Origin of the sequence: Streptococcus sp. HMSC072D07, assembly GCF_001814835.1 — a bacterium.
GTDB lineage: Bacteria > Bacillota > Bacilli > Lactobacillales > Streptococcaceae > Streptococcus.
Genome location: NZ_KV818078.1, coordinates 161,793 through 175,444 on the forward strand (window position 1 = coordinate 161,793; position 13,652 = coordinate 175,444).

Consider the following 13,652-nt stretch of genomic DNA (forward strand, 5'->3'; position numbering starts at 1 on the left):
TTTATGAAAACGAATAAATTAAAATATGTCTGGTTTGTGCTCATCCTTTCTATCTTTTGTTTAGCCTTGTTTTTAGCAAGAGGAAGGACTAAAATCGAGATGCGTAATCGAATTTACAGCCAATGGAGCCAGCAGTTCCTTGTTACAAAAGGCAATCAGTCTTATGTTCGTACGACGAGTGATTCGGAGGGAACAACAGTTCTATCTGAAGCCCAAAGTTATGGCATGCTCATAACGGTTTTAGCAGCCCAAAAAGGGCAAGCGACACAAGCAGATTTTGAGAATCTTTATCGCTATTACCAAAATCATCGTATCGAGGGAACGCAGTTGATGTCTTGGAAGCAAGTGATCACAAATAGTAGTGAAACGGTTGAGAAGCAAAACGCAACTGATGGAGATCTCTACATCGCTTATTCTTTGATTGAAGCTGCCAAGCAGTGGCCGGATAAGGCGCAGGAATACCAAGAGCAAGCTAAAAAAATCTTAGAAGATATTCTTCGATACAATTACAATGAAGAGACAGGTGTTCTGACAGTAGGGAACTGAGCCAACAAGGATTCCGATTATTATTACTTGATGCGGACGTCTGATACTCTTCCTCGCTATTTCCAATCTTTCTATGACCTGACTGGAAACAAACAGTGGTTAGACGTTAAGGATAAGATGCTTGGGCAACTGGAGCAAATCAGTTCTCATTCTGATACGGGTCTCTTGCCAGACTTTATCTGGGCTGAGAAGTCAGGGGCGCACCTTGTTGATGCCAACACTATCGAATCTCAATACGATGGGGCTTATTCTTATAACGCTTGTCGTTTGCCATATCACTTGTCTCAGAGTCAGGATGAAAGAAGCCAAAAACTCGTTCAAAAGATGATGGATTTCTTTATGAAAGAGCAACGTATTTATGCTGGTTATGACTTGAATGGAACTGCCCTCAATCAATACCAGGCAGGTAGTTTCTTGGCACCGATTACCTATGCGTCTGACAAGGGAGAAGGCTATCTGAAACTTCTTCAGCAAAATAAATACATTTTCACACAAGATTTACCTTTGGACAACTACTATGATGCAACGATGATTACCATGATTGCTCTAGAGATGTTCTAGGATGAAAAGAGAGGGCTAGTTTTACGAGCTCTCTTTTTGATAGGATTTTCATCTTTTTTCAAAAAAGGAATTTCATCAGCTTTATGGTATAATGGAAAGAGTGATGGAAAAGAGGTAGAGAGATGGATGCGAAATTAAAATACAAGGCAAAGAAGATTAAAATCGTCTTTTTTGATATTGATGATACCTTGCGTACGTCAAAGACAGGTTTTATTCCAGCTACAATTCCTACTGTTTTTAAACAGTTGCGTGAAAAAGGAATTTTAACAGGAATCGCCTCTGGACGTGGTATTTTCGGTGTTGTTCCAGAGATTCGTGAGCTCAAGCCGGACTTTTTTGTAACCCTAAATGGGGCCTATATAGAAGATAAAAAAGGCCAGGTCATTTATCAGCATCAGATTGAGAAGTTAGATGTTGAGGAGTATGTCTCTTGGACGAAGGAAGAGGGAATTGAGTACGGCCTGGTTGGTAGTCATGACGCCAAACTCTCCACGCGAACAGAACTGATCAGTGAGGCTATTGATCCCATTTATCCAAACTTGGATGTGGATCCAGATTTTCATGAAAAAGCGGACATTTACCAGATGTGGACCTTTGAGGAAAAAGGGGATGACTTGCACCTACCAGAGTCTTTATCAGATAAACTTCGCATGGTGCGTTGGCATGAACATTCATCTGATATCGTGCCGATTTCAGGTTCAAAAGCCACAGGTGTAGCCAAGGTGGTGGAGCATTTAGGCTTGAAACCAGAGAATGTCATGGTCTTTGGAGACGGTCTCAATGACTTGGAACTCTTTGATTATGCTGGAATCAGTATTGCTATGGGAGTTTCCCATGAAAAAATCAAAGAAAAAGCAGATTATATTACAAAAACAGTAGAAGAAGATGGCATTTTTGATGCCTTAGAAGGATTTGGTATGGTAGAAAAAGAATTGCATTTCCCACAAGTAGACATTGAAACAGTAGAAGGTCCGTTGGCGACTATTAAGACAAATCACGGAGACTTGCGTATCAAGCTCTTCCCTGAACAGGCTCCCAAAACAGTAGCCAACTTTGTTGCTCTTTCAAAAGATGGCTACTATGATGGTGTTATTTTCCATCGTATTATCAAGGACTTTATGATTCAAGGTGGAGACCCCACTGGTACTGGTATGGGTGGTGAGTCCATTTATGGACAAACTTTTGAAGATGAATTTTCAGAAGAACTCTATAATGTTCGTGGCGCTCTTTCTATGGCCAATGCGGGTCCAAATACCAATGGAAGTCAGTTCTTTATCGTGCAAAACCAACACTTACCGTACTCTAAGAAAGAGATTGCGCGTGGTGGTTGGCCTGAACCAATCGCTGAGATCTATGCAGAACAAGGTGGAACTCCTCACCTTGATCGTCGCCATACTGTTTTTGGGCAATTGGTAGATGCAGAATCATTTGCGGTCTTGGATGCCATTGCGGCTGTTGAGACTGGTGCAATGGACAAGCCAGTTGAAGATGTGGTAATTGAAACGATTGAAATTGAGGACTAGAATGAAAATTGGTGATAAGCTAACTGGGCGTATTACAGGAATTCAGCCCTATGGTGCCTTTGTTGAGTTAGAGACAGGGGTGACAGGGCTGATTCACATCTCGGAGATTCGGACGGGATTTATTGAAAATATCTATGACATTTTAAAAATTGGCGATGAAGTCCAAGTTCAGGTGGTGGATTTTGACGAATACACTGGGAAGGCCAGTCTTTCTATCCGTACTTTGGAAGAGGAAAAACATCAATTGCCAAGACGGAGACGTTTTTCTAATGATCGGATCAAGCACGGTTTTGCACCACTTGGACGAATGATGCCTGTTTGGACGCGTGAGGCACTGGAGCATTTAAAGAAGAAGCCATAAATACGATTATCTAAATCATTTGTAATATTATCATAATTTGTTATAATGAAAGTATGAAAGAAGAACAATTATTAAAACCAGGAGAGCGAATCAATCAGCTCTTTTCGACAGATATCAAGATCATTCAAAATAGAGAGGTGTTTAGCTATTCGGTGGATAGTGTTCTTTTATCACGCTTTCCTCGCTTCCCTAAACGGGGTTTAATTGTGGACTTTTGTGCTGGAAATGGTGCAGTGGGACTTTTTGCTAGTTCACGTACTCAGGCGCGGATAATATCTGTAGAGATTCAGGAGCGCTTGGCGGATATGGCAGAGCGTTCGGTTCAGTTGAATGGCTTGGAAGAGCAGATGCAGGTCATCTGTGATGATTTGAAAAATATGCCTGCCCACATTCAGGGAAGTAAGGTGGATATGATTTTGTGCAATCCGCCTTATTTTAAGGTGGATCCGCATTCCAATCTGAACGAGAGTGAACATTACCTTCTGGCCAGACACGAAATTACGACTAACCTAAAAGAAATTTGCCGTAGTGCTCAGAGTATTCTCAAGTCTAATGGCCGTTTGGCCATGGTTCATCGTCCAGATCGGCTCTTGGATATCTTAGACATGCTTCAACGCCATAATTTGGCACCCAAGCGCCTGCAATTTGTCTATCCTAAACGTGAGAAGGAGGCTAATATGCTCTTAATCGAAGCTATCAAGGATGGATCGACAAGTGGCTTTAAGGTCTTGCCACCACTCATTGTTCACAATGATGATGGTTCCTATACACCAGAAATTCAAGAGATTTACTATGGATCATAAAGCCTATATGTATGTGGTGGAGTGCCGCGACGGTTCTTACTATACGGGCTATACAACGGATGTGAAGAGGCGCCTTGCCGTTCATAATAGTGGTAAGGGAGCCAAGTATACCCGAGCTCGTTTGCCAGTCAAACTCATCTATGCTCAGGGTTTTGCCACTAAGGAAGAAGCCATGTCTGCCGAAGCTCTCCTCAAACGAAAGAAACGCCCGCAGAAAGAACGATTTTTATCTGAAAATCAAGAGAAAAATCTAGTCAACCATATTGATGTCTAACGAGGAGTCCTTTGGCTCCTCTTACTTTTGTCAAAAGAGGAAAAAAGTGCTACAATAAGATGAATAAATTTAAAGAGGTATTATCATGTCTAAGATTCTAGTATTTGGTCACCAAAATCCAGACTCAGATGCCATCGGGTCATCTGTAGCCTTTGCTTATCTTGCAAAAGAGGCTTATGGATTGGACACAGAAGCAGTAGCACTTGGAACTCCTAATGAAGAAACAGCTTTCGTTTTGAACTATTTTGGTGTAGAAGCACCACGAGTCATCACATCTGCTAAAGCAGAAGGTGCAGAACAAGTCATCTTGACTGACCACAATGAATTCCAACAATCAGTGTCAGATATCGCTGAAGTAGAAGTTTACGGAGTTGTGGATCACCACCGTGTGGCTAACTTTGAAACTGCAAGCCCACTTTACATGCGCTTGGAACCAGTTGGATCTGCGTCTTCAATCGTTTACCGCATGTTCAAAGAACACGGTGTAGCAGTTCCTAAAGAAATCGCAGGTTTGATGCTTTCAGGTTTGATTTCAGATACCCTTCTTTTGAAATCACCAACAACTCACCCATCTGATAAAGTCATTGCTCCAGAATTGGCAGAATTAGCAGGCGTCAACTTGGAAGAGTACGGTCTTGCTATGCTCAAGGCTGGTACTAACTTGGCAAGCAAATCTGCTGAAGAATTGATTGACATCGATGCTAAGACCTTTGAACTCAATGGAAATAAGGTTCGTATTGCCCAAGTCAATACAGTTGATATTGCTGAAGTCTTGGAACGCCAAGCAGAAATCGAAGCAGCAATGCAAGCAGCTAATGCAGCAAACGGCTACTCAGATTTTGTCTTGATGATTACAGACATCGTCAACTCAAACTCAGAAATCCTTGCTCTTGGATCAAACATGGACAAGGTCGAAGCAGCTTTCAACTTCAAACTTGAAAACAACCACGCTTTCCTTCCAGGTGCTGTTTCACGTAAGAAACAAGTGGTGCCTCAGTTGACTGAAAGCTTTAATGGGTAATTCTTAAGGAATATTTGGAACTGTTAATTTGACTATTCATAGAAGGTGATAGCATGATGCGATTGATTGAAGGACTGCGCTTTTTGGTTGAGATTGTCGCAATACTTGGTCTTTTCTCCGTGTCTGTGATACAAATTTCTTGGCAGGAAAAATTCCTATTTTTTCTTCTAGCAGTTCTATTAATCTTATTTTGGGCACGATATATGGCGCCAAAATCTCCACATGCTTTTAAAAAATGGCGTCGCCTCGTTGCTGATACATCGATTTTTATTTTGGTTAGTGGTAGTTTTTGGTATTTGTATGGATTACAAATAGGGATCCTCTACTTAGCCCTGTCTTTTGGAAGTTTGGTGCTACTTTATTATTTTCAGCTAGAGTGATTCTTAGAATATAGTTAATGAATTATTTTAATGGTAATCATTTGACTAGAGATTGACACGAGAAAACGATGTTTTCCTTATAGCTAAAGGGGTTTCGGCTCCTTTTTTTCTAGGAGAGAAAGATGTTAGAAAATGGTGATTTGATTTTTGTGAAGGACCTTTCAGATATGGGGCAAGCCATCCAGGCTTCTACGGGGTACTATAGTCATGTAGCCATCTTTTTGGATGGTTTCATCTACCATGCTAGTGGGCAAGCAGGTGTTATTTGTCAAGAACCTGCTGATTTTTTTGAACCGACTCATCTCTACGATCTTTATGTCTATCCAGAGCTGGAAGTTGACTTGGTAAAGAAGATGGCTTGCCAGCATCTAGGTGCTCCTTATAATAGCTCGTTATATCCAGATGGGTCTGGCTTTTACTGCTCCCAGTATATCGCGGAAATTCTTCCTATTTTTGAGACTATTCCGATGCAATTTGGAGACGGGGAGCAGGAGATTAGTGATTTTTGGAGAGAATACTACAGGAAACTCGAACTTCCTGTGCCTCTCAATCAACCAGGAACCAATCCCAGTCAGTTGGCAGCATCTCCTCTTTTAGAATGTAAAGAAAGGAATCTTCATGATTCAGATTTTTAATCCCTCCCGATTGACTCGACAGCCATTTTTTATAGATTTGGTGGACTATCTGGACCAGCATGACGATGTGATTCTACGAGAAATTAAGGCTCAGTTTCCAGATGTGGCAGTTGATAAACTCATGGAAGAGTATATAAAGGCAGGTTTGATCCTAAGGGAAAACAAACGCTATTCCCTCAATCTCCCTTTTTTAGAATCTACGGATGGTTTATGCCTTGACCAAGAAATTTTTATCAGAGAGGACAGTCCAGTCTATCAAGCCTTACTGGAGAAGACTTTTGAGACAGAATTGCGCAATCAAACCAATGCAGCCATTTTAGTTGAAAAGACCGACTTTGTGCGGACAAAAATGATCCTATCCAACTATTTCTACAAGGTCAAGCACCAATATCCTTTGACGGAAAAACAGCAGGAACTCTATGCCATTTTGGGAGATGTCAATCCTGAGTATGCTCTCAAGTATATGACGACGTTTTTACTCAAGTTCCTCAAAAAGGACCAGCTCATGCAGAAACGGCGTGATATTTTCGTTGAGAGTTTAGTCGTCTTAGGCTATATTGTTCAAAACGAAGAAGGGAAGTATGAGTTGGCTGTTGATTTCGACAAGGAACGCTTGACTTTCTATTTGCCTTAATTGCTTGCTTTTGAGCAGATTATTTGACTTTGCTAAAGAATAAGCATAAACTGAATGTAAGCGATAACGTTTATCGTATTAAAAGCAAAGGAGACAGAACTATGTCACTTGAAAATAAATTGGATCAAGCAACTGGTGCTATCAAAGAAGGATTTGGTAAAGTTACTGGTGATAGCAAGACAGAAGCAGAAGGTACTGTTGAAAAAACAGTTGCCAAAGCAAAAGAAGTTGTTGAAGATGCTAAAGGTGCTGTAGAAGGTGCCGTTGAAGGTCTTAAAAATTCATTTAAGAAAGAAGACTAAAAAAATCAAGGGAATGTTTCCCTTGATTTTTTTATAGATAACATTCTGCGATAGCTGCGTCTCCAGGATAGTCTTCTTTCTTTCCTTGGACGATTTGGTAACAATCAGCTCCCTTACCAGCAATAATCACGGCATCTAGTTCTTGATTTGTGATGGCCATCGCTGCCTTGATGGCTTCTTCACGATCGGCAATCTTTTCAACAGGATGACTGATATAGCTACTGATTTCTTCAGCAATGGCCATTGGATCTTCATAGTTGGGGTCATCCGCGGTGAGAAAGACTTGAATCTCGGGATGCTGATTGAGGAGGAGGCCAAAGTCTTTGCGGCGACTTTCACCCTTGTTTCCAGTCGAACCGAGAACCAGAGCAATCTTTCCAGTTTGATGAGTTTCAACAACAGAAATCAGTTTTTTCAGACTATCACCATTGTGGGCATAGTCGATGAAGACCTTGGCTCCATTTTTCTGAGTGAGAACTTCCATACGTCCAGGAACGCGGGTTGCAGCGATCCCTTTTTTGATGTCCTCTAGACTGGCACCTAGACGAAGACAGGCAAGTCCTGCAGCAACTGCATTTTCTTGGTTAAAGTGGCCGATGAGTTGGATATCATAATCACCAGCGAGTTTACCTGTAGCTGAAAAGCTAAAGGCTTTGGAGTTCTCGATTTGGTTACTTGACTGGCTACCATAGAAGTCATGTTCTTGATCTTCTACTTGTTCTTTCAATACAGAAAAGTGGTCCATGTCGCTATTAATGACAACTGCTCGACTATTTTTCATCAAGAGACGTTTGTGATAGAAGTAGTCTTCAAAGCTAGGATGCTCAATCGGACCGATATGGTCAGGAGTGATGTTAAGAAAGACACCTACATCAAAGGTCAGACCATAGACTCGATGAACAAGATAGGCTTGGCTAGAGACTTCCATTACAAGATGGGTTCTTCCATTCTTAACAGCCTGAGCCATCATGTCGAAAAGATCGATATTTTCTGGTGTTGAGAAGGAAGATTTAAAGAAGGTCTCGCCATCCAGAGTTGTGTTCATAGTTGACAAGAGAGCTGTTGGGTAGCGTTGAGATAGGATGTGGTAAGCAAAGTAAGCTGCTGTTGTCTTTCCTTTTGTCCCTGTGAAAGCGAGAATTTTGAGTTTTTCTTGTGGATTTCCATAAAATTCCATAGCAATCAAACTCATGGCTTTTTTGATATCGTTCACAATGATGACGGGGATACCGACTTCGTAGTCCTTTTCTGCGACATACCAAGCTAATCCTTGCGTTATAGCGGATAGGAGGTATTCTTTTTTAAAGGCAGAACCTTTTGCAAAAAAAAGAGTCCCTTCTTTTACTTTTCGGCTGTCATAACTGATGCTATCAAAAACAACTTCACTGTAGTTGTAGTGGTAATGTCCTTGGTCAATAATCTCGCGAAAAAGGCCATCCTTCTTTAAAATATCTAATACGGTTTCAATCTTAATCATACTTTCTATTATAAACTTCAAGCCCGAATTTTACAAGTAACAAGGAAAAGTTTATAATGGAAGATAAGGAACTTTTCCTAGTTATCAAAATTGAATGAGGAAGCTATGTCTAACGAAAACAATCACCAGCAAGCCCAGATGTTGCGAGGAACTGCTTGGCTAACAGCTAGTAACTTTATTAGTCGCCTCCTTGGTGCTATCTACATTATTCCCTGGTATATCTGGATGGGGACCTATGCTGCCAAGGCAAATGGGCTCTTTACCATGGGCTACAATATTTACGCCTGGTTCTTGCTGATTTCGACAGCGGGTATCCCAGTTGCGGTCGCCAAACAAGTGGCTAAGTACAATACCATGCGAGAAGAAGAGCACAGCTTTGCCTTGATTCGGAGTTTCCTAAGCTTTATGACGGGCTTGGGCTTAGTCTTTGCCTTGGTCTTGTATCTCTTTTCTCCCTGGTTAGCAGATTTGTCAGGTGTGGGGAAAGACCTGATTCCCATCATGCAGAGCTTGGCTTGGGCGGTCTTGATTTTCCCATCTATGAGTGTCATCCGAGGATTCTTCCAAGGGATGAATAACCTGAAACCCTATGCTATGAGTCAAATCGCCGAGCAGGTGATCCGTGTTATCTGGATGTTGATGGCAACCTTCTTCATTATGAAGATGGGTTCTGGTGACTACCTAGCAGCAGTTACCCAATCGACCTTTGCAGCCTTTGTGGGGATGGTGGCAAGTTTTGCAGTTTTGATCTACTTCCTTGCCCAAGAAGGTTTGCTTAAAAGAGTTTTTGAAACACGGGATAAAATCAATAGTAAGCGACTCTTGGTTGATACAATCAAGGAAGCCATTCCCTTTATCCTGACAGGGTCAGCCATTCAACTCTTCCAGATTTTAGACCAGATGACCTTTATCAATAGTATGAAGTGGTTTACCAACTACAGCAATGAAGACTTGGTTGTCATGTTTTCTTATTTCTCTGCCAATCCGAATAAAATTACTATGATTTTAATCTCTGTAGGGGTTTCGATTGGGAGTGTCGGCTTGCCGCTTTTGACGGAAAACTATGTAAAAGGTGACTTGCCAGCTGCGGCTCGCCTAGTCCAAGATAGCCTCACCATGCTCTTCTTATTTCTACTACCGGCAACGGTTGGAGTGGTCATGGTAGGGGAGCCTCTTTATACAGTCTTTTACGGTAAGCCAGATAGTCTGGCCATGGGCTTGTTTGTCTTTGCAGTTTTGCAGTCTACTATCCTAGGCTTGTATATGGTCTTGTCTCCTATGCTTCAGGCCATGTTCCGAAACCGCAAGGCAGTTCTATACTTTATCTATGGTTCCATTGCTAAGATTGTCTTGCAATTGCCAACCATTGCTATTTTCCATAGCTATGGTCCCTTGATTTCAACGACTATCGGTTTGATTATTCCGAATGTCTTGATGTACCGTGACATCTGCCAGGTAACGGGTGCTCGTCGAAAGATAATCTTGAAGCGAACCATTTTGATTACCATCTTGACACTTGTCATGTTTATCCTAGTTGGCTTCTTGCAGTGGCTACTCGGTTTTGTCTTCCAACCAAGTGGACGTTTCTGGAGTTTCCTTTATGTGGCTCTCATCGGAGGGCTTGGAGGAGGTCTTTATGGTTTGATGAGCCTACGGACACGACTCTTAGACAAGATAATCGGCAAAGCTCAAGCAGACCGTCTTCGTACACGATTGAAAATATCGTAAAAAGATTTATAAATAAAAGTAATAAATTTAACCTTTCTTTAACAGAAAGGTTTTTATACTACATTTTTCTTAAAAAAAGAGAACTTTTTCTAAAATCGAGAGCAAAAAATATGCTTTTTTAAGTTTTTCTTCAGAAATCACTTGACTAAATAAAACAAAAGCTGTATAATAAGACAAAACTTTTAAACAGGAGGTTCTGGAAATGAAAAAGTCTAAGGCCAAGTATCTGACACTTGCAAGTGTCGTGTTAAGCGCAGGTATCTTACTGAGCGCATGTGGAAATTCAAGTAGCGCTACTAAAACATATAACTATGTTTATTCGAACGATCCATCTAGTTTGAACTATCTTGCAGAAAACCGTGCAACAACCAATGACATCGTGACCAATTTGGTGGATGGGTTGATGGAAAATGACCAATACGGTAACTATGTTCCATCATTGGCAGAGGATTGGACTGTTTCTCAGGACGGTTTGACCTATACTTACAAATTGCGTAAGGATGCAAAATGGTATACTTATGAGGGTGAAGAATACGCCCCTGTAACGGCCCAAGACTTTGTGACAGGTTTGAAATATGCTGCTGATAAAAAATCCGAAGCCTTGTACCTGGTTCAAGACTCTGTAGCAGGTTTGGATGACTATATCAACGGGAAAACAACTGACTTTTCAACAGTCGGTGTTAAGGCTATTGATGACCAAACAGTTCAGTATACTTTGACACGTCCAGAACCTTATTGGAATTCTAAAACAACTTCAACCATTCTCTTCCCTGTCAATGCAGACTTCCTAAAATCAAAAGGGGATGACTTTGGTAAGGTAGACCCTTCTAGTATTTTGTACAATGGACCTTTCTTGATGAAATCGTTTGTTTCAAAATCTGTTATCGAATTCAAGAAAAATCCCAACTACTGGGATGAAAAAAATGTCTTTGTGGATGATGTGAAATTGGCCTATTATGATGGTAGTGACCAAGATGCACTAGCACGTAACTTTGCAGAAGGAGTCTATAGTTATGCTCGTCTCTATCCTAATAGTTCAAGCTTTGAAGGGATTAAAGAGAGCAATAAGGATAACATTATCTATAGTATGCAAAACGCAACTTCTTATTACTTGAACTTCAACTTGGACAGAAAATCTTATAACTTCACTTCTAAGTCCTCAGATATCGAAAAGAAATCAACCCAAGAAGCAGTTCTGAATAAAAACTTCCGTCAAGCCTTCAACTATGCTTATAACCGTACAGCCTATGGAGCACAATCTCAAGGGGAAGAAGGAGCAACGAAGATTATTCGTAACTTGGTTGTACCTCCTACATTTGTAAGCATCAACGGAAAAGACTTTGGCGATGTTGTTTCAGAAAAGATGGTCAACTATGGCCAAGAATGGCAAGGAATCAACTTTGCAGATGCGCAAGATCCATACTACAATCCTGACAAGGCTAAAGCTAAATTTGCAGAAGCTAAGAAAGAATTGGAAGCTAAGGGTGTGCAATTCCCAATCCACTTGGATGTATCTGTAGACCAATCAGCTAAAAAAGGTGTACTTGAAGCAAGCTCTTTGAAACAATCCATCGAATCTGTTCTAGGAGCTGAGAATGTGGTTATCGATATCCAACAGCTATCAACAGATGACTTTGACAACTCTAGCTACCTAGCTCAAACTGCAGCTCAAAAAGACTTTGATATCTATAATGGCGGTTGGAGTGCGGACTACTTGGATCCATCAAGTTATCTTGATATCTTAAATGTCAATAACGGTGGTATGTTGCAAAACATTGGTCTAGAACCAGGTGAGGTCAATGACAAGGCTAAGGCAGTTGGTCTGGATACTTACACTCAAATGTTAGAAGAAGCGAACAAGGAGCAAGAACCAGCAAAACGTTATGAAAAATATGCTGAAATTCAAGCTTGGCTCGTTGATAGCGCCCTTGCAATTCCAAACGTTTCCCAGGGTGGAACACCGACCTTGAGAAAGACAGTTCCATTCTCATCACCATTCTCACAAGCTGGAAATAAAGGTGTCGAATCATACAAGTATCTCAAGTTACAAGATAAGACTGTAACGGCTGATGAGTATGAAAAAGCTAAAGAAAAATGGCTAAAAGAAAAAGAAGAATCAAATAAAAAAGCCCAAGAAGAACTGGCAAAACACGTTAAATAACCAGTCTATTCAACAGGAAAAACGATAGTTTCTCAAGGAACTATCGTTTTTATATAGTTTGAAACTATAACTAGCTCTTGAAAACAAGAAAATGAGTTAGTGAAAATAAGTGGTACAATAGTTACTATAGATTTGGAGGTATTGTATGAGCAAAGAACTACACATCAACACAATTTTGGCCCAGGCGGGAATCAAGTCAGATGAGGCTACAGGTGCCTTGGTGACGCCGCTTCATTTTTCAACCACTTATCAGCATCCAGAGTTTGGCCAGTCTACTGGATTTGACTATACTCGGACTAAAAACCCAACTCGCAGTAAGGCTGAGGAGGTCTTGGCGGCTATTGAGTCAGCAGACTATGCCCTAGCGACGAGCTCAGGAATGGCTGCGATTGTACTGGCCTTTAGTGTCTTTCCTGTAGGAAGTAAAGTCCTGGCAGTGCGAGACCTTTATGGTGGTTCTTTCCGTTGGTTCAACCAAGTGGAACAGGAAGGTCGTTTCCATTTTACCTATGCCAATACAGAAGAAGAGTTGATTGCTGAGTTAGAGAAAGATGTGGATGTTCTCTATATTGAAACACCGACCAATCCCTTGATGTTGGAATTTGATATTGCCAAACTAGCCAAACTAGCTCATGCCAAGGGTGCCAAGGTAGTGGTGGACAATACCTTCTACAGTCCGATTTACCAACGTCCGATTGAAGATGGTGCGGATATCGTTCTTCATTCAGCCACCAAGTATCTAGCAGGGCACAATGATGTCTTGGCTGGGGTAGTTGTGACTAATAGTTTAGAACTATATGAGCAACTGTTCTACAATTTGAATACGACTGGTGCGGTCTTGTCACCATTTGATAGTTATCAGTTGATTCGTGGTCTTAAAACTCTACCTCTTCGTATGGAACGTTCTACAGCCAATGCCCAAGAAGTGGTTGCTTTTTTGAAGGATTCACCTGCTGTCAAGGAAGTGCTCTATACAGGACGTGGAGGCATGATTTCCTTTAAAGTAGTGAATGAAAAGCGTATTCCTCATATTTTAAATAGCTTGAAGGTCTTCTCTTTTGCGGAAAGTTTGGGTGGGGTAGAGAGTCTGATCACCTATCCGACAACTCAAACCCATGCGGATATTCCAGCAGAAGTGCGCCATTCCTATGGCTTAACAGATGACCTCCTGCGTTTATCCATTGGGATTGAAGATGCTAGAGATTTGATTGCGGACTTGCGCCAAGCTTTGGAAGGATAAGATAGA

Annotated in this window: 13 protein-coding genes and 1 pseudogene; 13 read left to right on the forward strand and 1 reads right to left on the reverse strand. The window is 41.2% G+C overall.

Annotation, left to right across the window (positions count from 1 at the left end; translation table 11 throughout):
- The first annotated feature begins 3 nt into the window (after nt 1-3).
- The 10 genes and pseudogenes from HMPREF2991_RS08620 to HMPREF2991_RS08665 all read left to right on the forward strand — a co-directional run bounded on the left by HMPREF2991_RS08620 (nt 4) and on the right by HMPREF2991_RS08665 (nt 7,040).
- Nucleotides 4-1,107: pseudogene (locus HMPREF2991_RS08620) on the forward strand (glycosyl hydrolase family 8).
- A 122-nt stretch (nt 1,108-1,229) separates the two neighbouring features.
- The gene (locus HMPREF2991_RS08625) at nt 1,230-2,630 is read left to right on the forward strand and encodes a bifunctional Cof-type HAD-IIB family hydrolase/peptidylprolyl isomerase (RefSeq protein WP_000338990.1); all 1,401 of its coding nucleotides are present in this window, start codon (nt 1,230-1,232) and stop codon (nt 2,628-2,630) included.
- 1 nt (nt 2,631) lies between these two features.
- Nucleotides 2,632-2,991 carry a S1 RNA-binding domain-containing protein gene (locus HMPREF2991_RS08630; protein ID WP_000689619.1) on the forward strand — a complete coding sequence of 120 codons (360 nt, stop codon included), beginning with the start codon at nt 2,632-2,634 and terminating at the stop codon, nt 2,989-2,991.
- Between the two features lie 53 nt (nt 2,992-3,044).
- Entirely contained in the window at nt 3,045-3,794 is a 750-nt protein-coding gene (locus HMPREF2991_RS08635) for a tRNA1(Val) (adenine(37)-N6)-methyltransferase (protein WP_000657018.1), read from the forward strand.
- Nucleotides 3,784-4,068: a GIY-YIG nuclease family protein gene (locus tag HMPREF2991_RS08640; RefSeq protein WP_000349628.1), complete on the forward strand. Its 285-nt coding sequence runs from the start codon at nt 3,784-3,786 to the stop codon at nt 4,066-4,068. Before HMPREF2991_RS08635 ends, HMPREF2991_RS08640 begins: the two co-directional genes overlap by 11 nt.
- 85 nt (nt 4,069-4,153) lie before the next feature.
- Nucleotides 4,154-5,089 (forward strand): manganese-dependent inorganic pyrophosphatase, encoded by a 936-nt coding sequence (locus tag HMPREF2991_RS08645; protein WP_070568540.1) that lies wholly within the window; start codon nt 4,154-4,156, stop codon nt 5,087-5,089.
- Between the two features lie 53 nt (nt 5,090-5,142).
- Entirely contained in the window at nt 5,143-5,469 is a 327-nt protein-coding gene (locus tag HMPREF2991_RS08650; RefSeq protein WP_070568543.1) for a DUF2568 domain-containing protein, read from the forward strand.
- A 122-nt stretch (nt 5,470-5,591) separates the two neighbouring features.
- Complete coding sequence (locus tag HMPREF2991_RS08655) at nt 5,592-6,104, forward strand: YiiX/YebB-like N1pC/P60 family cysteine hydrolase (protein ID WP_070568545.1); 513 nt, start codon at nt 5,592-5,594, stop codon at nt 6,102-6,104.
- Nucleotides 6,088-6,738 (forward strand): DUF1803 domain-containing protein, encoded by a 651-nt coding sequence (locus HMPREF2991_RS08660; protein WP_070568548.1) that lies wholly within the window; start codon nt 6,088-6,090, stop codon nt 6,736-6,738. Before HMPREF2991_RS08655 ends, HMPREF2991_RS08660 begins: the two co-directional genes overlap by 17 nt.
- 101 nt (nt 6,739-6,839) lie before the next feature.
- The gene (locus HMPREF2991_RS08665) at nt 6,840-7,040 is read left to right on the forward strand and encodes a CsbD family protein (protein WP_000051179.1); all 201 of its coding nucleotides are present in this window, start codon (nt 6,840-6,842) and stop codon (nt 7,038-7,040) included.
- Between the two features lie 31 nt (nt 7,041-7,071).
- On the opposite strand, the gene HMPREF2991_RS08670 is transcribed toward HMPREF2991_RS08665, so the two are convergent.
- Entirely contained in the window at nt 7,072-8,517 is a 1,446-nt protein-coding gene (locus HMPREF2991_RS08670) for a UDP-N-acetylmuramoyl-L-alanyl-D-glutamate--L-lysine ligase (protein ID WP_070568550.1), read from the reverse strand.
- Nucleotides 8,518-8,622: 105 nt separating this feature from the next.
- Between HMPREF2991_RS08670 and HMPREF2991_RS08675 the strand changes: the two genes are divergently transcribed.
- From HMPREF2991_RS08675 to HMPREF2991_RS08685, 3 genes are all read left to right on the forward strand, one after another.
- The gene (locus HMPREF2991_RS08675; RefSeq protein WP_070568552.1) at nt 8,623-10,245 is read left to right on the forward strand and encodes a putative polysaccharide biosynthesis protein; all 1,623 of its coding nucleotides are present in this window, start codon (nt 8,623-8,625) and stop codon (nt 10,243-10,245) included.
- Nucleotides 10,246-10,447: 202 nt separating this feature from the next.
- Nucleotides 10,448-12,406 carry a peptide ABC transporter substrate-binding protein gene (locus tag HMPREF2991_RS08680; protein ID WP_070568554.1) on the forward strand — a complete coding sequence of 653 codons (1,959 nt, stop codon included), beginning with the start codon at nt 10,448-10,450 and terminating at the stop codon, nt 12,404-12,406.
- Nucleotides 12,407-12,551: 145 nt separating this feature from the next.
- The gene (locus HMPREF2991_RS08685) at nt 12,552-13,646 is read left to right on the forward strand and encodes a cystathionine gamma-synthase (protein ID WP_070683874.1); all 1,095 of its coding nucleotides are present in this window, start codon (nt 12,552-12,554) and stop codon (nt 13,644-13,646) included.
- The last annotated feature ends 6 nt before the right edge of the window (nt 13,647-13,652 follow it).

Excerpts from the sequence above, each read along its gene's own strand:
- HMPREF2991_RS08625 (WP_000338990.1), top strand. The coding sequence starts at position 1,230 with ATGGATGCGAAATTAAAATACAAGGCAAAGAAGATTAAAATCGTCTTT.
- HMPREF2991_RS08630 (WP_000689619.1), top strand. The coding sequence starts at position 2,632 with ATGAAAATTGGTGATAAGCTAACTGGGCGTATTACAGGAATTCAGCCC.
- HMPREF2991_RS08635 (WP_000657018.1), top strand. The coding sequence starts at position 3,045 with ATGAAAGAAGAACAATTATTAAAACCAGGAGAGCGAATCAATCAGCTC.
- HMPREF2991_RS08640 (WP_000349628.1), top strand. The coding sequence starts at position 3,784 with ATGGATCATAAAGCCTATATGTATGTGGTGGAGTGCCGCGACGGTTCT.
- HMPREF2991_RS08645 (WP_070568540.1), top strand. The coding sequence starts at position 4,154 with ATGTCTAAGATTCTAGTATTTGGTCACCAAAATCCAGACTCAGATGCC.
- HMPREF2991_RS08650 (WP_070568543.1), top strand. The coding sequence starts at position 5,143 with ATGATGCGATTGATTGAAGGACTGCGCTTTTTGGTTGAGATTGTCGCA.
- HMPREF2991_RS08655 (WP_070568545.1), top strand. The coding sequence starts at position 5,592 with ATGTTAGAAAATGGTGATTTGATTTTTGTGAAGGACCTTTCAGATATG.
- HMPREF2991_RS08660 (WP_070568548.1), top strand. The coding sequence starts at position 6,088 with ATGATTCAGATTTTTAATCCCTCCCGATTGACTCGACAGCCATTTTTT.
- HMPREF2991_RS08665 (WP_000051179.1), top strand. The coding sequence starts at position 6,840 with ATGTCACTTGAAAATAAATTGGATCAAGCAACTGGTGCTATCAAAGAA.
- HMPREF2991_RS08670 (WP_070568550.1), bottom strand. The coding sequence starts at position 8,517 with ATGATTAAGATTGAAACCGTATTAGATATTTTAAAGAAGGATGGCCTT.
- HMPREF2991_RS08675 (WP_070568552.1), top strand. The coding sequence starts at position 8,623 with ATGTCTAACGAAAACAATCACCAGCAAGCCCAGATGTTGCGAGGAACT.
- HMPREF2991_RS08680 (WP_070568554.1), top strand. The coding sequence starts at position 10,448 with ATGAAAAAGTCTAAGGCCAAGTATCTGACACTTGCAAGTGTCGTGTTA.
- HMPREF2991_RS08685 (WP_070683874.1), top strand. The coding sequence starts at position 12,552 with ATGAGCAAAGAACTACACATCAACACAATTTTGGCCCAGGCGGGAATC.